Origin of the sequence: Lentzea sp. NPDC058450, assembly GCF_042721395.1 — a bacterium.
Classification (GTDB): Bacteria; Actinomycetota; Actinomycetes; order Mycobacteriales; family Pseudonocardiaceae; genus Lentzea.
Genome location: NZ_JBHXLO010000024.1, coordinates 97,877 through 117,654, shown reverse-complemented (window position 1 = coordinate 117,654; position 19,778 = coordinate 97,877). Strand labels below are relative to the sequence as shown.

The following is a 19,778-nucleotide window of genomic DNA, read 5'->3' as shown; positions in this document are numbered from 1 at the left end:
TGAGCACTCAGAGGGACTTCTGCAGAGCCGCGTCCTTGTCTAGTACGAGCTGCTCGAGTTCTGCCTGGAAGCGGGCCATCCGCTCCTGCAACGCCACGTCCGACGACGCCAGCATTCGGACGGCCAGCAGGCCTGCGTTGCGCGCCCCACCGACGGACACCGTGGCGACCGGGACGCCTGCGGGCATCTGCACGATCGAGAGCAGCGAGTCCATGCCGTCGAGGTACTTCAACGGGACGGGCACGCCGATCACCGGGAGCACGGTGGCCGAGGCGACCATGCCGGGCAGGTGGGCGGCGCCGCCGGCACCCGCGATGATCACGCGCAGGCCGCGGGAGGCGGCGGTGGCGGCGTAGTCGAGCATGCGCTGTGGGGTGCGGTGGGCGGAGACGACGCTCACCTCGAACGGCACGTCGAACTCGGCGAGCGCCTCGGTGGCCGCCTTCATCACCGGCCAGTCCGAGTCACTGCCCATGATCACGCCAACCTGAGTCACTCCGCGCTCCGCTCTTCGCCGTGAATGTCGTATCCGTCTGACCAGACGCCCGTGGAGAGCCAGTCCGCCGCGAGCCGTGCGCGCGAGCGGACCTCGGTCATGTCGTTGCCGAGGAACGTCACGTGGCCGACCTTGCGGCCCGGCCGTTCCTCCTTGCCGTACAGGTGCACGTGCGCGTCCGGGAACCGCGCGAACAGGTGGTGCACGCGCTCGTCCGGGCCCATCGCGGGCGTCTCGGCCGCGCCGAGGACGTTCGCCATGACGACGGCCGGCGCCATCAGGTCCGTGCGGCCCAGCGGGTAGTCGAGGACGGCGCGCAGGTGCTGTTCGAACTGGGAGGTGCGTGCTCCCTCGATCGACCAGTGGCCGGAGTTGTGCGGGCGCATCGCGAGCTCGTTCACGACGACGCCGTCCGCGGTCTCGAACAGCTCGACGGCCAGCACGCCCACGACGCCCAGCGCGTCGGCGACCTTCAGCGCCAGCTCCTGGGCCGCGGCACCGTCCAGAGCGGGAGCGGGGGCGAGCACCTCGACGCAGATGCCGTCGGACTGCACGGTCTCGACGACCGGCCAGGCGGCGCCCTGCCCGAACGGCGAGCGCGCCACGACGGCAGCCAGCTCGCGGCGCATCGGCACGCACTGCTCGACCATCAACGGCGTCCCGGCCTCGAGCAGCTCGGGCACGACCCGCTCGGCGCTCTGCGGGGTGTTCAGCATCCACACGCCACGGCCGTCGTAGCCGCCGCGGATCGACTTCAGCACGCACGGCCAGCCGTGCGCGGCGCCGAACTTCTGCACGTCGCGGACCTCGTGCACCTCCGCGAACGGCGGCACCGGCAGCCCCAGCTCGGCCAGCCGGACGCGCATCTTCAGCTTGTCCTGCGCGAACTGCAGGGCGTCCGGACCGGGGTGCACCTTCACGCCCTCGGCGACGAGCGCGCGCAGGTGGTCGCCGGGCACGTGCTCGTGGTCGAACGTGACGACCTCGCAGCCCTTCGCGAACGCGCGCAACGCGTCGAGGTCGGTGTGCGTGCCGAGCACCACGTCCCGCGCGACGAGCGCGGCGGGGTCGTTCTCGGAGACTGCGAGCACGCGAAGCGACTGCCCGAGCGGGATCGCGGCCTGGTGCGTCATGCGGGCGAGCTGCCCGCCGCCGATCATTCCGACGACGGGGAGACGGGTACGAGAGTCCACGGTTCAGGCATCCTACCTGCGGCTTCTCCCGCGCTCACCAGCAGAGCCAGCCTCGCCTGGGTGACGCTGCCCTCCGGTGCGACGTGGATCACGAGCCGCTGGTCGTGCTCAGGCGCGCCGAGCACCTCGCAGTCGAACTCCAGCAGCCCGACCTCCGGGTGCCGCAGGCGTTTGCGCGCCATCCGGCGCACCGCCACGTCGTGCCCTGCCCACAACCGCGCGAACGTCGGGCTGGCCATCAGCTCGTCGACCAACGGCCGTGCGGCGGGCCTGCGCGCGAGGGTGGCGCGAAGATCGGCGACGTGCCCACGCGCGATGTCCTCGCGATCCTCCTCCGGCACCCAGCTCCGGTCGCCCAGGAAGAACTCCCTGAGCAGGTTGCGCCCGACGACGTCCCCGAACACGACCTCGGCACGCGGGGTCGCGGCCAGCACGTCGCCGAGGTCGGACATCACCACGGCGAGGTCGTCGCGCAGCCGGTCGAGCAGCAGCCGGACGCCGGGCCGGATCGACGTCGTCGCCGGCTCCTCGGGCACGGCCTCGCCTGCCAGCCGGAACAGGTGCGCGCGCTCGTCGTCGTCAAGCTCCAACGCGCGTGCGAGCCCGTTGAGCACCGGCACGGACGGATGCGGCCCACGGGCCTGTTCCAGTCGTGAGTAGTAGTCGACGGACATGCCCGCGGCCTCCGCCACCTCCTCGCGGCGACGTCCGGGCGTGCGCCGCCGTCCGTCCCGCACCGGCGCCAACCGCTCGCGACGGCTGCGCAGAAAGCCCGCCAGCTCTTGCATGTCCTCCAAGGTAGCCAGGGATCGACTGTGCCTGGCTGGTCGTGCCGCTCGGAAAGACGCTGGAGCACATGAAGATCGCGATGACGGGGTCGACCGGACGGGTCGGCAGCAGGCTCCTCCCCCGGCTCCGGGACCAGGGCCACGACGTGCGCACGCTGACCGCGCGGCTCGCCGACACCGAGGCGGTGGCCGACCTGGTCGACGGCGTGGACGCCGTGGTGCACGTGGCCGCCGCACTGCGCACGAGCACCGACTTCGAGGGCGTGAACGTGCACGGCACGCGCACCCTCGCGGAGCTGAGCGCGAAGGTGCCCCAGTTCGTCAGCATCAGCACGAACCTGGTGTACCCCAACGGCTTGGGGCGACCCGCCGCGGAGACCGACCCGACCGGGCCGGACCCGGCGTTCGGCGACTACCCGCGCACGAAGGCCCTCGGCGAGCAGGCCGTGCTCGACACGAGGGCGGCCGCGGTGCTGCGGCTGGCGTTCGTCTACGGCGAGGGCGATCCGCACCTCGAGGAGTCGTTGCGGTGGGCGTCGACCTGGCCCTCGCACCAGCGGTTGCACATGGTGCACCACGAGGACGTGGCCCAGGGAGTGCTGAAGGTGCTCGGCGCCGGGGCCGAGGGGATCTTCAACATCGCCGACGACAGCCCTGTGACGGCGCTGGAACTGCACCTGCTGAACGGCCTACCCCCAGGGAAGGCCGTTCAGCAGGAGTTCGACCCGTGGAACGGGATCGTCTCGACCGAGCACGCCCAGCGGGAGCTCGGGTTCCGGCCGCGCTACCCGTCCGCCTTGTCCGCGTCGGTGGCCGGGGTGCTCTGATCGGGTTCGGAGGCCTCGGGCTCGGCTTCGGCGACGGCTTCGGGCTCGGGCTCGGGCTCGGGCTCGGGCTCGGGCTCGACATGCTGTTCGGGTAGGGCTTCCGGCTCGGGTTCAGGCATCCAGTCGATGTCGGAGTCCGGGTCGGAGTCCGACTCGGCGACCAGCACCGCCACCGCTCCTGCCTCGGGCTCGGCCTCGGCAGCCGCCACCCCGCCGACCACCACCGCCGCACCTCCGGCGACCACGACCGGCGCCGGTCCCGCCACCGGAGCGTCGCCCAGCTGCCGGTGCGACCGCGACGGCTTCCAGCCACCACCCCGGCGCAACAGCCACAACGTCAGGAAGAGGCACCCGGCCACCAGCACGGCGCACAGGAAGATCTCGACGATCTGGAAGTACGCCAAGCGGTCGACGGGCTGGTAGTCGACGTACGTGCCGATCGCGGCCCTGGAGTTGCGCATGCAGGTGTTCTCGTTGATCAGCGCGCAGTTGTCCGGCACCGACACCGGGTCGAAGTCGGGGCCTGCGAACCCGCCGCCGAGCTCCAGCGCGCCGGGCGGCAGGACCGGGGTGTTCTCCCAGCGCACGATGATGCGTTCGGGCGGCAGGTAGTAGTCGCGCGCGGCGCTGAGGACGAACCGCGCGAGCGAGAAGAACACGAGCGTCCCCGCGATCGCCGTCAGGACGTGCCTGGTCAGCAGGCCGACGAGCACGCCGATCGCCAGGCCGAGCAGCGCGTAGGCGGCCTGCACGAACGGGTTCGCCTCGAAGCCCGCCCACGACCGGCGCACGCCCACGTAGCCGTCACCGGCGCCGACCAGCGCGGCCAGCAGCACGACGAGCGCGCCGAGGACGAGCACCTTGCCGCGCAACCACTCCGCGGGGGTGACGTCCTGGCCCCAGGCCACGAAGTAGGTGCGTTCCTCGAGTTCGCGGGCGAGCAGCGGGGCGCCCAGGAACATGCCGACGATCGCCCCGAACCCGAACTGCACCATCAGCCCGTAGAAGCCGGCGAGCGGCATGGAGCCCACCCCGCTCGGCGCGAACTCGGTGAAGATCAGCGACCAGGCGGCGAGCAGGGCGATGGCCGCGACGCCGAGGATCTGCCAGCGGTGCTGACGCCAGGTCAGCCAGATGGTCGTGTCGAGGCTCATGCCGCACGCTCCAGGTGCGCCACGACGAGCTCCTCCAGCGTCACGTACCGGGCGGTCCACGGTTCGTCGATCCGCCGGCCGCCGGAGCGCACCAGGAACGACGACTGCGACTTGCCGTGCTTCGCGAGCACCACGGGTCCTTCCACGGGTGATTTCGAGGCGTGCGGACCTGTGTAGAGAACGTGCTGCTCCAGCAACTCGTCCGTGTCGCCGTTGACGAGCAACCGCCCGTTGGACAGCAATAGCAAGCGGTCCGCGACGCCGCCGATCTCCGCCACGACGTGCGTGGAGAAGACCAGGGTCAGGCCCTTGTCGTTCACCTCGGTCAGCAGCTCCCGCATGACCCGCTGCCGGGCCAGGGGGTCCAGCTCGGCCAGCGGTTCGTCGAGCAGCAGCACGTCCGGGCGCGACCCGAGGGCGAGCGCCAGCGTCACGTGCGTGCGCTGACCGCCGGAGAGGTCGCCGATCTGGAGCCTGCGCGGGACCTTGAACCGGGTGAGCCACCCGTCTGCCCGCTCCTCGTCCCAGACGTCGTTCATGCGCCGGCCGAAGTTCAGGACGTCCGCGACCTTGAACGACTTGTACATCGGCTTGTGCTGGGGCACGTACGCCACGCGTCCCGCGACGGACGTGTGCCCCGATTCGGCCGGGAGATGCCCGGCCAGCACGTTGAGCAGCGTCGACTTGCCGGAGCCGTTGGCCCCGACCATCGCCGTGACGCTGCCCGGCGGCAGTTCGAAGGAGACGTTCCGCACGGCCCACTTCGAGACTTCGGCCGCAACCACGCTCATTGCGCTCCCCCACTCAGCACTTCGCGCAGCAGCGCGTAGATGTCCTCGTCCTCCAACCCGGCGGAGCGTGCCTCCGCGACCCACTTCGCGAGTCCCTCGCGCAACGGGTCCAGGTCCTCGGGGGCGGCGGACCCCAAGGAGGCCTTGACGAAGGTGCCGGAGCCCTGTCGGGCTTCGACGAGGCCGGCGAGCTCGAGCTCGCGGTAGGCCTTGAGCACGGTGTTCGCGTTCACGCCGCTCGTGGCGACGACTTCGCGCACCGTCGGCAGCCGATCGCCCGGCTGAAGCCAGCCGAGCCTCAGAGCCTCCCTGACCTGCTGACCCAGCTGCAGGTACGCGGGAAAGCCACTGCCGCGGTCAACGTGGAACTCGACCACGCACGCTCCCCAGGTTGTTCTAGTTAACTAGGACAATAGAACACTTCTGAGCGCGTTGGGAAGCGACCCCGGTGGGGACGCGGGGAGGGCCGCCAGGCGCGGGACAGGGGGTTCAGCGCCCTAGCGAGGTGAGGAGGGCACGCGCCTCGGCGTGCGTGTCCGGCAGTCGTTCGATCCAGACCTTCGCTGGCCCGACCGGCCGGACGTTGGGGTCGTCGGCGAGTCTGTCCGCCGCGAGAACCCGCAGGTTGGAGACTCTTCGCGCCAGCAGTTCGTCTCTGCGGACGAGCACCGCGGCGACGCACGGACCGAGGGTCGCCAGGGTCTCGCCGCCGTCGAAGACGGTGCGCAGCGCGTCCGACACGAGCGTCATCGCGACGACCCGGGACCAGCCGGTGGCGCGGTGCACGTCGAGACGCAGCAGCACGAGCGCGTAGTCGAGCGGTGCGACAGGTGTCTCCCGGTACACCTCTCCCAGTCGTGTTCGCAGGTAGGCGGCGGTCGCCAGCCCGGTCAGAGGATCTTCGGCAGCGCATTCGCCTGCCTGCTTCGTCACCACGTCCGCCCATCCCAGCGCTGTCATGCGCAGCATCCGCGAAGGGAGTGCGTCGACGTTCGGCGACACGATGTGCGACCCGTCGGTCAGCACGGCGTGCAGCGCGGCGAGGTCCATCAGCGTCTCGCTCAGGCCCGCGCCCGCTTCCGCCCGTGCTCTGCCGAGCCGGACCAGCGCGTCGCCGGGGTCCGCGTCGTCGAGCATCGCCGCGCACACGTCGTCGACCTCGGCGAGCGGCCAGTCTGCGGGGAACGCCCAGCCGGCGGCCATGGTGGCGGTGCGCCACCTGGACTTCAGCAGGCGTTCCGCTTGTGCGACACCCACCCGGTCTCCCTTCAGCTCTCCCGATTCCAGGTGGGAGACGCACCCGTCGCCGGATCGTGACGCAACCCGCGCGGGGGATTCAGATGACTCCGCCAGCCGCCGTAAGTCACACTGAGCGCCGCGAGGGAGGGAATCGAAGACCGTGGCTATCGTTCCTGCTGACGTCCAGGGACCCAGCGACGCTGAACTCATCGAGTCCGTGCGTGGTGGGACCATTGACGCCTACGGCCAGTTGTACGAGCGCCACGTCTCGGCTGCTTACAACCTCGCCCGCCAGCTCGCCCGCTCGCAGGCGGAGGCCGACGACCTCGTCTCCGAGGCGTTCGCCAAGGTCCTGGACACGCTCCGGGCCGGTCGCGGGCCCGACTCGGCGTTCCGCGCGTACCTGCTCACGGCGTTGCGCCACACCGCGTACGACAAGACCCGCCGCGACAAGAAGGTCGACCTCACCGAGGACATGACCGAGGTCGCGCCGCCCGTCGCGTTCAGCGACACGGCGGTGGCCGGGCTCGAGAAGTCGATGGCCGCGCGGGCGTTCGCGGCCCTGCCCGAGCGCTGGCAGATGGTGCTGTGGCACACCGAGATCGAGGGCCAGTCGCCCGCCGAGGTCGCGCCCCTGCTCGGGCTGACGGCCAACGGCGTGTCCGCGCTCGCCTACCGCGCGCGTGAGGGTCTGAAGCAGCAGTACCTCCAGATGCACCTGGCCGAGACCGCCACGGAGCGGTGCAAGGCGACCGTCGACCGGCTGGGCGCGTGGACCCGCGGAGGGTTGTCCAAGCGCGAGGCGACGCAGGTCGAGGCGCACCTCGACGAGTGCGGGCGGTGCCGGGCGCTGGCCGCCGAGCTCGCGGACGTCAACGGGGCGCTGCGGATCTTCGTCGCGCCGCTCGTGCTGGGCATCGGCGCGACCGCGTACCTGGTCACGGCCGGGACGACCACCGCCGTCGTCGGCGCCGGTGCCGCCGCGGGTGGGGCCGGTGCCGTGGGTGCCGCGATTCCTCGTCAGCTCGCGACGGTCGGTGGGTCGGCGGCCGCGGTGGCCGCCGCCGTGGCGATCGCGCTGGCCGCCGCCGGTGGCGGGGAGCAGCAGGTGCCCGCCGTGCAGGCCGTGCAGCCGCCGCCCGCTCAGACGCAGGTGCAGACGCCCCGGCCGCCCGTTCCGCCGCAGCCCCCTGCTCCCACGCCTCCCGCGCCCAGTCCCACGACCGAACCGCCGGCGCCGACGACCGAGGAGCCTCCCCCGGTGGCTCCGCCCGCGCCGCCGCCCGCCCCCGAACCTCCCGCACCGGAGCCGCCCGCTCCGGCGCCGCCGTCGCTCACGCCGACAGTTCCGAGCGGGTACACGCTGACTCCTGGCGAGGAGCCCAAGGACTTCCCGATCACCGTGCGCAACACCGGTGGCACGGCCGCGCCGCCCGCGAGCATGGTGCTGAACCTGCCGCCCGGCGTCGTGTCGACGGGTGGGCCCGCCGGATTCGGCGGCATGCGCCTCGTGCAGCCGGACGGTTCCGCTGACCAGACCGTCCAGTGCCCCGCCGGGACCGGCACGATCACCTGCGTCACGCCCGCCGGGATCGCGCCGGGCGGGCAGGCGACGTTCCAGTTCCGGCTGCGGGCGACCGACACGGCCGTGCCGGGGACGATCACCGGTGTGATCAGCGCGGGCTCGGCGATCTCGGTCAACGTGAGCGTGCAGGTCAACGTGCCGCCGGTGAACGACGACATCGACCTGACGGTGCAGACCTGGCAGGACGTGTTCTGGTACCACCCGCGCACGGACGTCGAGGTGCGGAACAAGGGGCCTCGCGCAGGCACGTTGAAGCTCGACGTGACGTCCACGAAGAACCTCGTGGTGTTCGCGCCGTTCCGGCAGTGCCAGCAGCAGGGTGAGAACGCGATCCGCTGCGTCGCGGACCTGCCGCGGGACGAGCGGTTCCGGATGTCGTTCTGGGCGTTCGGGCGCGAGGGCGGCGAGATCACCGTGACGGCGACGCTCGGCAACGCCACGAAGTCCGTGACCGTGCCGGTGAAGGGGTGGCCCGGCAACCCGCCGGGCGAGGAGCCGCCGAACCCGCCGACGACGACGGTGACCACGCCGCCGACGCAGACCACGGAGCCGACCAAGCCGACCCGTCCGACCGAGCCGACGACGCCGTCGACGACCACGCCGGGGTCGACCACCGAGCCGACGAAGCCCACGGTGCCGGTGGAGACGCCGACCGTTCCGACGGTTCCGACCGTGCCCACTGTGCCGACGTTGCCGACGCCGACGTTGCCTCCGACGACCACGCCGCCGCGTTCGGAGGAGCCGTGCGAACCGCCGCACGGCCTGCTCCCCGGACTGATCGGCGGCATCATCGGCTGGCCGGACTGCGAACCCCCGCGAAGTTGATCAAATGTTGATCTTCGTTCGTCACTGAACGTGCAGGTGGCGCGCCTCTGGGTGGCGGAAAGTAACACCCGGAGGCAGCCGCCGTTACCTTGATCCGTAAGCTGGCGAGGTGCTGCCAGTCGTCCGCCGGGCCATGAGCCGGCTGCCCGAACCACTCCAGTTCCTGCTGCACAAGCACCGCGAGTTGATCAGATTCGCCCTGGTCGGCGGCACGACGTTCCTGATCGACAACGGCGTCTGGTACGCGCTCAAGCTCACCGTGCTGACCGACAAGGTCGTCACGGCGAAGGTCATCGGCGTCCTGGTGGCGATCATCGCCTCGTACGTCCTGTCCCGCGAGTGGTCCTTCCACACCCGCGGCGGCCGCGAACGCCACCACGAGGCAGCCCTGTTCTTCCTGGTCAGCGGCCTGGGCGTGGGCATCAACATCCTGCCGCTGTGGCTGTCGCGGCACCTGTTCGGCTTCCAGGCGCCGTTCGTCTCGGTGCTCACCGAAGAGGTCGCGGACTTCGTCTCCGGCTCCATCATCGGCATGCTGCTCGCCACGGGCTTCAAGTTCTGGGCCATGCGCCGCTGGGTCTTCCCCGACGCCGGCGCGCGTCCGGACCGCCGCGTTCACCCGATCTCCGTAGACTCGCCCCGTGTCCCTAGGCGAAACAGTGATCTCGCGGTTCCCGGAGCCAATTCGGTCGATCGCGCTGAAGCATCGTGAGCTAGTCAAGTTCGCCCTGGTCGGGGGCACCTGCTTCGTGATCGACACGGTCCTGTTCTTCGGGATCAAGACCGTGGTGCTGCCGAACAACCCCGTGACGGCGAAGATCATCGCGACGCTGGTGGCGACGATCGTGTCGTACATCCTGAATCGGGAGTGGTCGTTCCGGACCCGTGGGGGGCGGGAGCGGCATCACGAGGCTCTGTTGTTCTTCTTTGTGAACGGTGTCGGGATCGTGTTGAACTCGGCGCCGTTGTGGGTTTCGCGGTATTTGTTCCATCTTCAGGAGCCGCATGTTTCGCGGTTTGCTGAGGAGGTTTCGGACTTTTTGAGTGCGCAGATCATCGGGACGTTGATCGCTATGGCGTTTCGGTGGTATGGGTACAAGAACTGGGTGTTTCCCGAGGAGAACGTGCGGGGTGGGCGTTCGGATTCGGATGAGGAAGCTTTGGGGCATTCCTGAGTTTGTTGGTTCGGCTGCGGTTGCGAGGGTGGTCGGGTTGAGTCTCGACGAAAGACCCTGGGTGTGCGATTGCGGCTTGACTTCGGGGCCCTTGCGAGGCGCTCATCGGCCGGAAAAGGCCGGGCTGAAAAGCGCCCGGCCGAGCTCGAGAAGCTAGCACCTCGCACCCAAAGTCAAGCCCCAATCGCCTTGAGCGGTGGAACCGGCTCCCAGTCCTGCATCAGCCCGTTCGGGCTCGCTTCGCTTCGCAACGCCAGGTCTCGTAGGTGGTGGGCTTTGCGTTGACGGCAGCCGGTTGAGAGCGCGCGCCAGGCCAAGACGGTGGTCACCTTGCGTTCGCGACTGCGGTTTCGTCGGAGTGTCAGACCCCGTCTGTACGTTGGGTCGCGGGGGAGCCTGAGTGCGAGGGGACGCCTGCGTTAGCGTGCGCTGGGGCTAGCGCGGGGTGCTTGGGGTCTTCCAGGAGATGCCGACCACGTCCTGGGCCTTCGGTTTGGGCAGGAAGACCGCGAACGTCGCCGGGCGGGCCGTGGAGAGTTCCAGGCGGCCGCCGTCTGCGTCCACCAGGGCTCTGGCCAGGGCCAGGCCCACGCCTGTCGAGCCTCCGCCGGAGACTCCTCGTTCGAAGATGTGAGCTGCCAGGTCGTCGGGGACTCCTGCGCCTCCGTCGCTCACCTCCACCACGACGGTGCCCTCTTCGCTTCTCGCTGAGACGACCACTGAGCCTTCGCCGTGGCGCAGGGCGTTGTCCAGGAGGACGCCGATCGCTTCTCGCAGGCGGGCTGGAGTGGCTCTGGCCAGGAGGCCGTCCGGGACTCGGACTCGGAGGGCTCTGCCCTGGCTGCGCACCTGTTCGCGCCATTCCTCGGCGATCAGGGTGAGGGCCGGGCGGAGTTCCAGGGGTTCTGCGCCTACTGCTCGGGCTGCTCTCGCTGCTGCCAGGAGTTCGTCCAGGACTGCGGCCAGGCGTTCTGCCTGTTCCAGGGCTGCTCTGGCTTCGGCTGCCGTGTCTGGTTCCGGGTGTTCGGCGAGGGCTTCCAGGCGTAGTTGGAGGGCCGTCAGGCGGCTGCGAAGTTGGTGGGAGACGTCGCCCACCAGTTCGCGTTCGCGTTGGACCAGGCGGGCCAGGGCCGTCGCTGAGGTGTCCAGGGCTTCGGAGACCGCGTCGAGTTCCTGGATGTTGTAGCGCTGGCCGTCTGCCCTGAAGTCGCCTGCTCCCAGGCGGGAGGCTCTCGCTGCCACGTGGCCCAGGGGGCGGGCAAGCGTTTGCGCCGTTACCAGCGCGACGATGGTGCCGGTGCCCACGGAGACAGCGAGCAGGAGCAGGACCAGGCCTGCTACCTGGGCCTGTTGGGTGTGCATCGGGCCCGACGGGATCTCCAGGCGGACCGTGCCCTGCTGGGCGATGGGGAGTTCCACTGCCAGCGGGTCGTCGCCTGGCGATGGGCCGGTTACCTCGGTGTCGCCTCTGGAGGTGACGGTCAGGCGGCCGTCCGCCGGGATGGCGACCCGGACTCCCTCGATGCTCAGGGGTTCCTGCTTGGCCAGTTGGTCGTCGAGGGCCGTGGCGATCTGCTGGGCCTGCTGGTTGAGGGTGCCCTGGGCGGTGTCCTCGACCAGGGTCAGCGCCGAGTAGCCGAGGGGCAGGCCCAGGACGATGCCGGTGACGGCGACCGCGAGCAGGATCGCCCGCAGGATCCGGCGGCGCACTAGTCGGCGTTGAAGCGGAAGCCGCGGCCGCGGACGGTCGCGATTCGCTTCTCCGCGGAGTTCGGGGTGCCGTCGCCCAGCTTCCGGCGCAGCCAGGACATGTGCATGTCGAGGGTCTTGCTGCCCTTGAGGTCCGGGTCGTTCCAGACCTCGGAGAGGATCTCGTCGCGGCTCACGACCTGGCCCGCTCGCTGGATCAGGACCTTGAGGAGCTCGAACTCCTTGTTGGCCAGCTGGATCTCGCCGCCGTCGACGGTGACGCGGCGGGCGGCCAGGTCGACGCGGACGCCGTTGACCTCCAGGGTGCCGGGGGCCCGGCGGCGGAGCAGGGCTCGGATGCGTGCCATCAGCTCGGCCAGGCGGAACGGTTTGGCGACGTAGTCGTCGGCGCCCGCGTCGAGGCCCACCACGAAGTCGACCTCGTCGGCACGGGCGGTGAGCATCAGGACGGGGACGCTCCTGCCGCTCTGCCTCAGCCTCCTGCACACCTCGAGGCCGTCCATGCCGGGAAGGCCGAGGTCCAGCACCAGGAGGTCGATGCCTCCGGCGATGGCGGCCTCGAAGGCCTGCGGTCCGTCTCCGACGACCTGCACCGAATAGCCCTCCCGCGTCAGGGCGCGAGAGAGCGGTTCCGCGATGGCCGGGTCGTCCTCGGCCAGCAACACCACGCTCACGGGCCCCAGCGTATTCGTGGAACGATCGCCGCGTGTCACGCCACGATGCTGATCTCGAACTGGCCCTCCGCCTCGCCGACGCCGCCGACGCGATCACCGCGACCCGGTTCCGCGCTCACGACCTCGCCGTGGAGCGCAAGCCGGACCGCACGCCCGTCACCGACGCCGACGTCGCGGTCGAGGACGCGGTCCGCGCGTTGCTCGCCGCCGAACGTCCCGACGACGTCGTCATGGGCGAGGAGCGGGGCGGCACGCTGGACGCGTCCCGCGTCTGGGTGCTCGACCCGATCGACGGCACCAAGAACTTCCTGCGCGGCGTGCCGATCTGGGCCACGCTGATCGCCCTGGTGGTCGACGGCGTGCCGGTGGTCGGTGCGGTGTCCGCGCCCGCGCTCGGCCGTCGCTGGTGGGCGGCTGCCGGTGGGGGCGCGTTCGCGTCGGACGCGTCCGGTGAGCGCGCGATCTCCGTGTCCGGGGTGCGCGCGCTCGAGGACGCGTACGTGTCGACGACCGACATCAAGTCGTGGGTGACGTACCACTCACGTGAGGCGTGGCTGCGGTTGGTGGACGCGACCTGGGAGAGCCGCGCGTTCGGCGACTTCTACCAGCACTGCCTGGTCGCCGAGGGCGCGATCGACCTCGCACCCGAGTGCATCGCGAACCCGTGGGACATCGCCCCGTTCCAGGTCCTGGTGACCGAGGCGGGTGGCCGTTTCACCTCGCTCGACGGCGAGGAGCGCTACGACGCCGGCAGCGTGCTGACGTCGAACGGCCACCTGCACGAGGCCGCGCTCAAGCTGTTGGCACGGTAAGGCTTCCGCGCGCGACCTGGGCCCAGGCCAGCCGGCCGAAGAGGTAGTGGCACGCCACGCTCTCGTCGTCGAACCGGGCCCAGTCGTAGCGGTTGCCCTGCTCCTGCCAGAACACCTCGAAGCCCGTCTCGTCGGCGAGCAGGCACCAGCGCTGGTCCGTCTCCTCGCCGAGGCTGACGACGTCGTCCGGCACGCCGATCTTCGTCAGCCACTCGGGCAGCTGTTCGACGTTCATGCGGTGATCTCCGTGAGGTAGCCGAGCGCGACGAGGTCCGCGACGGGGTAGGTGGTGCGGTACCGGCTGCCGCCGCCGGGCTGGCCGAACCAGGGTGCGCTGATCGTGCGGTGCACCGGCAGGTCCTTCTCGACCCGGTACACCCGGTAGCCCTCGGCCGCGGCCTGTGGAGGCAGCGAGCGCTGGGCGAACGGGGTGCCGGCGGCGCTCAGCACACGGCCTTCCGGCGTGCCGAACCTGTCCAGCTCGGTGCCCGCCGTGAGGACCTCGGCCTGGCTGTCCTCGTAGCCGCCCTCGCGTTCGGCCGGCCAGCGCGGGGTGCCGTCCTCGTGCTGGAAGAGGACCTCCCAGTCGCGTTCGTGCATGCCGGCGAGCCCGTCGTGGCCTTCGAGCAGCGCCTGGACGGCCGGGTGATCCACGCCGAGCCCGTCGGACGGCGAGGTCGGCTGTGCGGTGGAGAGATCGACCGCCTGCGGGTGGTCGCCGGGCGCGAACCTCGGGACCGGCTGCTCCTCCGGGGCCTGCGGAGGCGGTGGGAGCTGGCGGGCCGGCTTCGGGGCGAGGCGGGGTGCCCTGCCCGCGCTGAGGAAGATGGCCATGAACCAGCTGCCCGCGGCCGCCGCCGTGTAGGTGTGCCGGGCGATCTCGCCCGCCAGGCCCGGGTCGGCCAGGGCCAGGTTCTCGCGGTTCTCCAGGCGGTCGCTCAGGGCGTGCGAAACGCTGTGCGTGCCGAAGTCCGCGGTGGTCGCCATGGGGCCCGCGGCCGGGCGGGCGCCGAGGTCGACGTCCGCGCCGGGGGCGGCCGGGGTGGCGATGGTGTCACCGAGCCGGCGTTCGCCCTGGTCGTCGACGGTGGTGAGGTCGCCGTCGAGGACGGTGTCGGCGGTGTCCTTCGACAGGTCCTTCGCGGTGGCGTCCTTGGCCGCCACCGGGCCCGACGCGGTCTGCGCCTGGGCCGCGGTCTGGCCCTGCGGTCCCGGCTGGGCACCGGACTGGCCGCCGAACTGGGCCGTCGTCGCCTGGGTGCCGGGCAGCAGCGGTGCGCCGGACTTGGCCGCAACGGCCTGGGCACCCTGCGCGCCCTGCTTGAGCTCGCCGGAACCGGACTTGAGCTCGCCCGCCTTCGCCTCGGCGGCGGCCTTCGGGTCGCTCGACTTGGCGTCGGTCGGCTTCGCGGCCTGCTGGCTCTGCTGGGCGGCCTGGGCCTGCTGGTTCGCCTGGGCCTGCTGGCCGGGCGTCTGCTGACCCACCACGGCGCCGGCCTGAGCCGCCGCCGCCGGAACGCCGCTGACGGCACCACCCACGGGGCCGCCGATCGGTCCGCCGACCGGCGCGCCACCCATCGGGCTGCCCAGCGCCGGACCGGCCGGGGCGGCCGGAGCGGCGGCTGCCGGAGCCGCCGCGGCTGCGGCGGGGGCCGCGGCAGCGGCCTGGCCGGGGAGTTCGCCGCCGCGGATCAGCGGCGAGTCGAGGACTGCGGCACCGGACGCCTGGGTCGTGCCCTCGGCGACGGGGCCGAGGGTGCCGTGGACGCTCGGGATCGTGTCCGCCACCGCGTGGGCGACCGGGGCGACGACGGGCTGGGCCGCGTTGGCCACCAGGCCGGGAAGAGGGGCCGGGCCCCTGCCCTCGCCGCGGCCCTGGTCGGCTCCGTTGCCGGGACCGTTGCCGTCGCCGAGGATCGGGCCGACGGCTTCGCGGCCGCCGGGCACCGTGTCCACCATCGGGTGCAGCGCCTGGGCGACGGGAGCGGCGGCCGGAGCTACGGTGTGCGCGATCGGCGCGGCGACCTCACCCACCGCACCCACGACCGGGGCGACGACGGGAGCGACCGGAGCCGTCACGGCGCCGACGACCGGGGCGACCGCTTCGGTCACCGGCGCGACGACCGCGGCGACCGGTGCGACAACGGGTGCCACTGCGCCCGCGACAGGTGCGACCGCGCCCGCGACGGGGGCGAGGACGTTGCCCGCGGCGTTCGTGACCGGGGCGGCCACGTCGGTGACCACGCCCGCGACGGGCGCGACCACTCCGCCGACGATGTTCGTGACGGGCGACAACAAGCCACCGCCGCCACCACCACCGCCGGGGCCGTGGGCTCCGGGCGCGGTGTTGACGGGCGGGGCGCCGCCCTGGGTCATGTCGATGCCGCTGTCCAGCCGGATGGCCGAGGTCAGCAGGGTGTTGAGGTTCGCGACGTTGGCGGCGGCGCCCTTGGTCAGGGTGTCGAGGCCCGCGAGGGCGTTGGGGTTGCCGGCGCTGGCCGAGGCCGTGGCGGCGTCGTTGTTCTTGGCCAGCGTGACCAGTTCGCGGACGATCTGGACCTTCGCGGCGCCCACCTGCACGGCGGCGTGCTCGAGGCGGTCGGCGGCGGCGTGGCAGCCCTTGGCGGCGCGCTGGAAGTCGCCGTCGGGGGCCACGACCTTGGCCCACCGGCCGCGCGCGGCGTCGCCGGTCGCGCCCGTCACGCCACCGAGCGCGCGGCTCGCGGCGCCGTCGGACGTGGTGCCCAGACTCTTGATCTTGTCGCCCGCCTCGCGCCACGCGGTGGCGCTGGAACGCATGGCGTCCTCGTCGGCCTTCGGCCACGTGACGCCCGCCTTGGCGGCGATGGCGGTGAGTTCGGCGGGAAGCTCGATGCCCATGTCAGCCGTCCAACCTTCTCATCCCGGACGCGTTGGTCTCCTCGACGTGCCGATACGTGGCGGCGGTGGAGGCGAGCTTGTCGCCCACGTCCCCCAGCGTCGCCGAAAGCCCCGACAGCGCACCGGAAGCGGCACCGGCGGGCTGCTCGTGCGAAGCGGCGAAGCTGCGGCCGATGGCGTCGTCTCCCCAGCAGGCGCCGAACCCGGCGAGGGCGCGGTCCAGCACGCCGGCGATCTCGGTCGCCTGCCCGGCGAAGCCCTTCATGTCGCGCGCGCCCGCGTCCAGCCGTTCGAGATCGGCCGAGTACCCGGTCATCGGACCCTCCTGTTGATGAGCTCGGAGTCGAGCCAGCTCTCCCGCTGTTCGTTGTCCTCGTCGTCGTCGGCCCGGCGGCGCACGGGCTGCTGCCCGAGGTCGACGGTCTCGTACTCGGAGATCTCGTACTCGGACGGCTGCAGGTCGGCGGTTCCGGCGACCAGCGCGGCGGGGTCCGTGGCGGTGGGCAGCACGGCGCTCAACGCCTGGTAGGTCTCCTCGGCCGCGCTCGCGGCGGCCGCGGCGACCGTCCGCACGATCAGCTCGGCCAACTGCTCCGGCCGATGCCTGCGGTACGCCATCTCGGAGAGTTCGAGGGCCACGAGCTTCCCGCCGGTGCCGACGGTCGCCTCGACCGTCCCGTCCGGACTGGAGGCGCGCCCGGACACGGCAGCGAGGTCGCGCTGCACCGACACCAGCTGTTCGCGGCTGCGCCGGTAGTCGGCCAGCAGCTCCTCGACCTGCGCACGGTGGTCGTCCACCGAGTCCCCCTCACACGCATAGCCCTGGGCTCGGGCTTTAGGACGCCGTCGACCGTAGATCGGTTCCCAGCGGATTCAGTTACGTAGAATCAACGAGATGATCGCCTTCGAGGATCTGCCCGCAGGCCGCATCATCCCGCTTGGCGACCTGACCGTCGACCGGGACGACATGCTGGACTTCGCGAAGAAGTTCGACCCGCAGCCCTTCCACCTCGACGAGGAAGCCGGGAGGAACTCGATTTTCGGCGGTTTGTCCGCATCCGGCTGGTACACCGCGTCGCTGTGGATGCGCCGCTGGGTGGACGTGGTCCTCGCCGACTCCACCTCGCAGGGCTCGCCGGGCGGCCGCGAGCTCTCGTGGCTCGCGCCCGTCTACCCCGGCGACACGCTGACGTTCGCGGCGGAGGTCCTGAGCGCTCGCCTGTCGAAGAAGCGCCCGGACCTCGGCCTGGTGGAGTTCGCGGGAACGGCGGTGAAGGGCGACCAGCCGGTCTTCCGGTTCATCGCGACGGGCATGTTCACCGCCCGCGGCTGACTTACTTGGAGAGCGCCCGCACCACGCGTGACGGGCTCGGCCGGCCGAGCTGCTCGGCCATCCACACCGACGTCTCGACGAGCTTGTCGAGGTCGACCCCGGTCTCGACGCCGAGGCCGTCGAGCATCCACACGAGGTCCTCGGTGGCGAGGTTCCCGGTGGCCGACTCGGCGTAGGGACACCCGCCCAGACCGCCGGCGGACGAGTCCACAGTCGTTACGCCGCAACGCAAAGCGGCGAGCGTGTTGGACAGCGCCTGCCCGTACGTGTCGTGGAAGTGCACGGCCAGCGAGGACACGTCGCGGAACCCGGCGAGCACCGACTCGACCTGTCCCGGCGTGGCCACGCCGATCGTGTCGCCCAGCGACACCTGCGAGCACCCCATGCCGAGCAGCCGTTCACCGACGGCCACGACCTGGGACTGCGCGACGGGCCCCTCCCAGGGGTCGCCGAAGCACATGGACACGTACCCGCGCACGGACATCCCGGCTTCGAGTGCGCGCGCCACGGTCGGTTCGAACATCTCGAACTGCGAGTCCAGCGTCCGGTTGAGGTTGCGCGACGCGAACGTCTCCGTGGCGGACGCGAAGATAGCGATGTGCGTGACGCCGGCTTCCAGAGCCCGGTCCAGCCCGCGCTCGTTCGGCACCAGCACGGGGTAGATCACGCCGGGAGCGGGCTTGAGCCCGGCCAGGACCTCGGCGGCGTCGGCCAGCTGCGGCACCCACTTCGGGTGCACGAACGACGTGGCCTCCAGAACGGACAGTCCGGAGGCGGCCAGCCGGTCCAGGAACTCCAGCTTCACCGCGACGGGCACGACCGCCGACTCGTTCTGCAGCCCGTCGCGCGCCCCGACCTCCCAGATCGTGACGGCGGACGGGAGGGACGCGCCGGGCACGACGTCCGGCAGGCCGACCTCACGCGCGCCCATCGAGCCGCCTCGGCTGGAAGTCGTCCTCGGGGTTGTCGTTGACCTCGCGGTAGAGCATGGTGTGCACCTTCTCGACGGACGGGATGTCGTCGAACTCGAGCGGCTCGTCCGAGGCCGACTCGATGATCAACGTGCCGCAGCCCAGCAGCCTGTCCACGAAAGAGTGCTCGAAGCGCACGCTGTTGACACGGGCCAAAGGGATGTCGAGGCCTGTGCGCTTGAACACGCCCTCGCGGTACATCACGCGGTCCGAAGTGATGATGAAGTGCGTCGTCCGCCAGCGCAGCAACGGCGTGACCGTCAGCCACAGCACCAGCACGACCGCGACGACGGCCAGCGCGATCAGGGCGATGAAGCCCCACGACTGGCCGCCGACGAGGCCCGCGAGATAGGTGCCCAGCGCGACCACCACCAGCAGCCAGAACACCGGGAAGATCAACATCTTCCAGTGGGGGTGCTTGTGGATCACGACGTGCTCGCCGGAGCTCAGCAGGTCGTCGGGGTACGCCATGGCGCCAACCCTAACTACGCCGGACGCAAATGCACCACGTCACCAGCGGACACGCCGTGGTCCACCCCATCGGTGCCGCGCACCACCAGCGTCCCGTCCGGCTCGATGCGCTGCGCAACTCCCTGAAGCTGAACACCACCTGAAAGTTCCACGCGGACGTTCTGGCCGAGCGTCGACGAGTGCTCGGCGTACTCCTCCAGCACCCCGGACTCCACGGCGTCGCCCTCGTTCTTGCGCCACACGCCTTCCAGCCCGGCCAGCTCGACCAGCAGCCGGAACGCGAGCTCGGTGCGGTCCAGCTCGTCCGCGCCCTGGTCCTCGAACGACGTGGGCGCGAGCCCGCCGGGCGCCGCCTCCACGCCGGCCGGCAGCTTCGCCACGTTCAGGCCGATGCCCACGACGACCGAGCCGTCGGCGGTGATCTCGGAGAGGATGCCCGCGCCCTTGCCGGGCGTGGAGCCGAGCAGCAGGTCGTTGGGCCACTTCAGGGTCGCCTCGACACCGACCGACTGGGCGACGCGCACGAGCGCCAGCCCGGCGATCAGGTTGAGCCACGGCAGCCGCGCGGGAGCCACGTCCGGCCGGAACAGCACGCTGACGTAGAGGCCGCCCTGCGGCGACGACCAGCTGCGGCCGCGGCGGCCCTGCCCGGCGGTCTGCTCCAGCGCGATCAGCACGGTGCGGTCGGCGGCACCGGAGTCCGCGAGGTCCGCGTTGGTGGAGGCCGTGCTCTCGACGACGTCGAGGGCGGCGAACGGGCCGTTGGGTGCGACGAGCCTGGAGCGCAGCTCTGCGGCGTCGAGTGTGGTCATCGGGCCAGGCTATTGGAAGCGAAGAGAGTACGTGCGATCAGA

22 protein-coding genes are annotated in these 19,778 nt (G+C 71.3%); 6 read left to right on the top strand and 16 right to left on the bottom strand.

All coding sequences use genetic code 11. From position 1 onward, the window contains the following. Positions 1-7: 7 nt before the first annotated feature. From purE to ACFWNN_RS31130, 3 genes are read right to left on the bottom strand one after another with little or no spacing between them, the layout of a single operon-like run. Entirely contained in the window at positions 8-496 is a 489-nt protein-coding gene (gene purE, locus ACFWNN_RS31140) for a 5-(carboxyamino)imidazole ribonucleotide mutase (RefSeq protein WP_382443495.1), read from the bottom strand. Next, the gene (locus tag ACFWNN_RS31135) at positions 493-1,689 is read right to left on the bottom strand and encodes a 5-(carboxyamino)imidazole ribonucleotide synthase (protein ID WP_382443494.1); all 1,197 of its coding nucleotides are present in this window, start codon (positions 1,687-1,689) and stop codon (positions 493-495) included. Before ACFWNN_RS31135 ends, purE begins: the two co-directional genes overlap by 4 nt. Continuing rightward, a complete protein-coding gene (locus ACFWNN_RS31130) occupies positions 1,653-2,477 on the bottom strand; it encodes a helix-turn-helix transcriptional regulator (RefSeq protein WP_382443493.1) in 825 nt (274 codons plus the stop codon). Before ACFWNN_RS31130 ends, ACFWNN_RS31135 begins: the two co-directional genes overlap by 37 nt. A 68-nt stretch (positions 2,478-2,545) precedes the next feature. Between ACFWNN_RS31130 and ACFWNN_RS31125 the strand changes: the two genes are divergently transcribed. Next, positions 2,546-3,304, top strand: a complete 759-nt coding sequence (locus tag ACFWNN_RS31125) for an NAD-dependent epimerase/dehydratase family protein (RefSeq protein ID WP_382443492.1) — start codon at positions 2,546-2,548, stop codon at positions 3,302-3,304. Here ACFWNN_RS31125 and ACFWNN_RS31120 read toward each other — a convergent pair. The 4 genes from ACFWNN_RS31120 to ACFWNN_RS31105 all read right to left on the bottom strand — a co-directional run bounded on the left by ACFWNN_RS31120 (position 3,262) and on the right by ACFWNN_RS31105 (position 6,506). Further along, the gene (locus ACFWNN_RS31120) at positions 3,262-4,458 is read right to left on the bottom strand and encodes a hypothetical protein (protein ID WP_382443491.1); all 1,197 of its coding nucleotides are present in this window, start codon (positions 4,456-4,458) and stop codon (positions 3,262-3,264) included. The two genes, ACFWNN_RS31125 and ACFWNN_RS31120, sit on opposite strands and share 43 nt — an antisense overlap. Continuing rightward, entirely contained in the window at positions 4,455-5,249 is a 795-nt protein-coding gene (locus tag ACFWNN_RS31115) for an ATP-binding cassette domain-containing protein (protein ID WP_382443490.1), read from the bottom strand. Before ACFWNN_RS31115 ends, ACFWNN_RS31120 begins: the two co-directional genes overlap by 4 nt. Beyond that, positions 5,246-5,626, bottom strand: coding sequence for a GntR family transcriptional regulator (locus ACFWNN_RS31110; RefSeq protein WP_382443489.1), 381 nt, complete (start codon positions 5,624-5,626; stop codon positions 5,246-5,248). The genes ACFWNN_RS31115 and ACFWNN_RS31110 overlap by 4 nt, the downstream gene beginning before the upstream one ends. A 112-nt stretch (positions 5,627-5,738) precedes the next feature. Beyond that, entirely contained in the window at positions 5,739-6,506 is a 768-nt protein-coding gene (locus ACFWNN_RS31105; RefSeq protein ID WP_382443488.1) for a GGDEF domain-containing protein, read from the bottom strand. 142 nt (positions 6,507-6,648) lie between these two features. Here ACFWNN_RS31105 and ACFWNN_RS31100 point away from each other — a divergent pair, with 142 nt between their 5' ends. The 3 genes from ACFWNN_RS31100 (at position 6,649) to ACFWNN_RS31090 (ending at position 10,073) form a co-directional block, all read left to right on the top strand. Further along, positions 6,649-8,898: a sigma-70 family RNA polymerase sigma factor gene (locus tag ACFWNN_RS31100; RefSeq protein ID WP_382443487.1), complete on the top strand. Its 2,250-nt coding sequence runs from the start codon at positions 6,649-6,651 to the stop codon at positions 8,896-8,898. Positions 8,899-9,010: 112 nt separating this feature from the next. Beyond that, the gene (locus tag ACFWNN_RS31095; RefSeq protein ID WP_382443538.1) at positions 9,011-9,610 is read left to right on the top strand and encodes a GtrA family protein; all 600 of its coding nucleotides are present in this window, start codon (positions 9,011-9,013) and stop codon (positions 9,608-9,610) included. Beyond that, positions 9,540-10,073 carry a GtrA family protein gene (locus ACFWNN_RS31090; RefSeq protein ID WP_382443486.1) on the top strand — a complete coding sequence of 178 codons (534 nt, stop codon included), beginning with the start codon at positions 9,540-9,542 and terminating at the stop codon, positions 10,071-10,073. Before ACFWNN_RS31095 ends, ACFWNN_RS31090 begins: the two co-directional genes overlap by 71 nt. Before the next feature lie 435 nt (positions 10,074-10,508). Here the strand turns inward: ACFWNN_RS31090 and ACFWNN_RS31085 are convergent, their stop codons facing one another. Both ACFWNN_RS31085 and ACFWNN_RS31080 read right to left on the bottom strand, forming a co-directional pair. Further along, positions 10,509-11,783 (bottom strand): ATP-binding protein, encoded by a 1,275-nt coding sequence (locus ACFWNN_RS31085; RefSeq protein ID WP_382443485.1) that lies wholly within the window; start codon positions 11,781-11,783, stop codon positions 10,509-10,511. Next, positions 11,783-12,457 (bottom strand): response regulator transcription factor, encoded by a 675-nt coding sequence (locus tag ACFWNN_RS31080; protein WP_285644049.1) that lies wholly within the window; start codon positions 12,455-12,457, stop codon positions 11,783-11,785. Before ACFWNN_RS31080 ends, ACFWNN_RS31085 begins: the two co-directional genes overlap by 1 nt. 32 nt (positions 12,458-12,489) lie before the next feature. Here ACFWNN_RS31080 and hisN point away from each other — a divergent pair, with 32 nt between their 5' ends. Beyond that, positions 12,490-13,269 carry a histidinol-phosphatase gene (gene hisN, locus ACFWNN_RS31075; RefSeq protein ID WP_382443484.1) on the top strand — a complete coding sequence of 260 codons (780 nt, stop codon included), beginning with the start codon at positions 12,490-12,492 and terminating at the stop codon, positions 13,267-13,269. Here the strand turns inward: hisN and ACFWNN_RS31070 are convergent. Genes ACFWNN_RS31070 through ACFWNN_RS31055 form a run of 4 tightly spaced genes read right to left on the bottom strand, consistent with a single transcriptional unit; the run spans position 13,250 to position 16,947 of the window. After that, positions 13,250-13,504: a hypothetical protein gene (locus ACFWNN_RS31070; protein WP_382443483.1), complete on the bottom strand. Its 255-nt coding sequence runs from the start codon at positions 13,502-13,504 to the stop codon at positions 13,250-13,252. The genes hisN and ACFWNN_RS31070 overlap by 20 nt on opposite strands. Then, positions 13,501-16,149, bottom strand: a complete 2,649-nt coding sequence (locus tag ACFWNN_RS31065) for a TNT domain-containing protein (RefSeq protein ID WP_382443482.1) — start codon at positions 16,147-16,149, stop codon at positions 13,501-13,503. The genes ACFWNN_RS31070 and ACFWNN_RS31065 overlap by 4 nt, the downstream gene beginning before the upstream one ends. Before the next feature lies 1 nt (position 16,150). After that, complete coding sequence (locus ACFWNN_RS31060; RefSeq protein WP_382443481.1) at positions 16,151-16,465, bottom strand: WXG100 family type VII secretion target; 315 nt, start codon at positions 16,463-16,465, stop codon at positions 16,151-16,153. Further along, positions 16,462-16,947, bottom strand: a complete 486-nt coding sequence (locus tag ACFWNN_RS31055) for a YbaB/EbfC family nucleoid-associated protein (protein ID WP_382443480.1) — start codon at positions 16,945-16,947, stop codon at positions 16,462-16,464. The genes ACFWNN_RS31060 and ACFWNN_RS31055 overlap by 4 nt, the downstream gene beginning before the upstream one ends. 97 nt (positions 16,948-17,044) lie before the next feature. Here ACFWNN_RS31055 and ACFWNN_RS31050 point away from each other — a divergent pair, with 97 nt between their 5' ends. Continuing rightward, positions 17,045-17,482 carry a MaoC family dehydratase gene (locus tag ACFWNN_RS31050; RefSeq protein WP_382443479.1) on the top strand — a complete coding sequence of 146 codons (438 nt, stop codon included), beginning with the start codon at positions 17,045-17,047 and terminating at the stop codon, positions 17,480-17,482. A 1-nt stretch (position 17,483) separates the two neighbouring features. Here ACFWNN_RS31050 and ACFWNN_RS31045 read toward each other — a convergent pair whose 3' ends face one another. Genes ACFWNN_RS31045 through ACFWNN_RS31035 form a run of 3 tightly spaced genes read right to left on the bottom strand, consistent with a single transcriptional unit; the run spans position 17,484 to position 19,736 of the window. Next, the gene (locus ACFWNN_RS31045; protein ID WP_382443478.1) at positions 17,484-18,413 is read right to left on the bottom strand and encodes a hydroxymethylglutaryl-CoA lyase; all 930 of its coding nucleotides are present in this window, start codon (positions 18,411-18,413) and stop codon (positions 17,484-17,486) included. Then, positions 18,400-18,924 (bottom strand): PH domain-containing protein, encoded by a 525-nt coding sequence (locus tag ACFWNN_RS31040; protein WP_285644059.1) that lies wholly within the window; start codon positions 18,922-18,924, stop codon positions 18,400-18,402. The genes ACFWNN_RS31045 and ACFWNN_RS31040 overlap by 14 nt, the downstream gene beginning before the upstream one ends. Before the next feature lie 14 nt (positions 18,925-18,938). Continuing rightward, positions 18,939-19,736: a biotin--[acetyl-CoA-carboxylase] ligase gene (locus ACFWNN_RS31035; RefSeq protein WP_382443477.1), complete on the bottom strand. Its 798-nt coding sequence runs from the start codon at positions 19,734-19,736 to the stop codon at positions 18,939-18,941. Positions 19,737-19,778: the final 42 nt, after the last annotated feature.

Excerpts from the sequence above, each read along its gene's own strand:
- ACFWNN_RS31125 (WP_382443492.1), top strand. The coding sequence starts at position 2,546 with ATGAAGATCGCGATGACGGGGTCGACCGGACGGGTCGGCAGCAGGCTC.
- ACFWNN_RS31130 (WP_382443493.1), bottom strand. The coding sequence starts at position 2,477 with ATGCAAGAGCTGGCGGGCTTTCTGCGCAGCCGTCGCGAGCGGTTGGCG.
- ACFWNN_RS31045 (WP_382443478.1), bottom strand. The coding sequence starts at position 18,413 with ATGGGCGCGCGTGAGGTCGGCCTGCCGGACGTCGTGCCCGGCGCGTCC.
- ACFWNN_RS31070 (WP_382443483.1), bottom strand. The coding sequence starts at position 13,504 with ATGAACGTCGAACAGCTGCCCGAGTGGCTGACGAAGATCGGCGTGCCG.
- ACFWNN_RS31060 (WP_382443481.1), bottom strand. The coding sequence starts at position 16,465 with ATGACCGGGTACTCGGCCGATCTCGAACGGCTGGACGCGGGCGCGCGC.
- ACFWNN_RS31050 (WP_382443479.1), top strand. The coding sequence starts at position 17,045 with ATGATCGCCTTCGAGGATCTGCCCGCAGGCCGCATCATCCCGCTTGGC.
- ACFWNN_RS31065 (WP_382443482.1), bottom strand. The coding sequence starts at position 16,149 with ATGGGCATCGAGCTTCCCGCCGAACTCACCGCCATCGCCGCCAAGGCG.
- ACFWNN_RS31120 (WP_382443491.1), bottom strand. The coding sequence starts at position 4,458 with ATGAGCCTCGACACGACCATCTGGCTGACCTGGCGTCAGCACCGCTGG.
- ACFWNN_RS31035 (WP_382443477.1), bottom strand. The coding sequence starts at position 19,736 with ATGACCACACTCGACGCCGCAGAGCTGCGCTCCAGGCTCGTCGCACCC.
- ACFWNN_RS31040 (WP_285644059.1), bottom strand. The coding sequence starts at position 18,924 with ATGGCGTACCCCGACGACCTGCTGAGCTCCGGCGAGCACGTCGTGATC.
- ACFWNN_RS31115 (WP_382443490.1), bottom strand. The coding sequence starts at position 5,249 with ATGAGCGTGGTTGCGGCCGAAGTCTCGAAGTGGGCCGTGCGGAACGTC.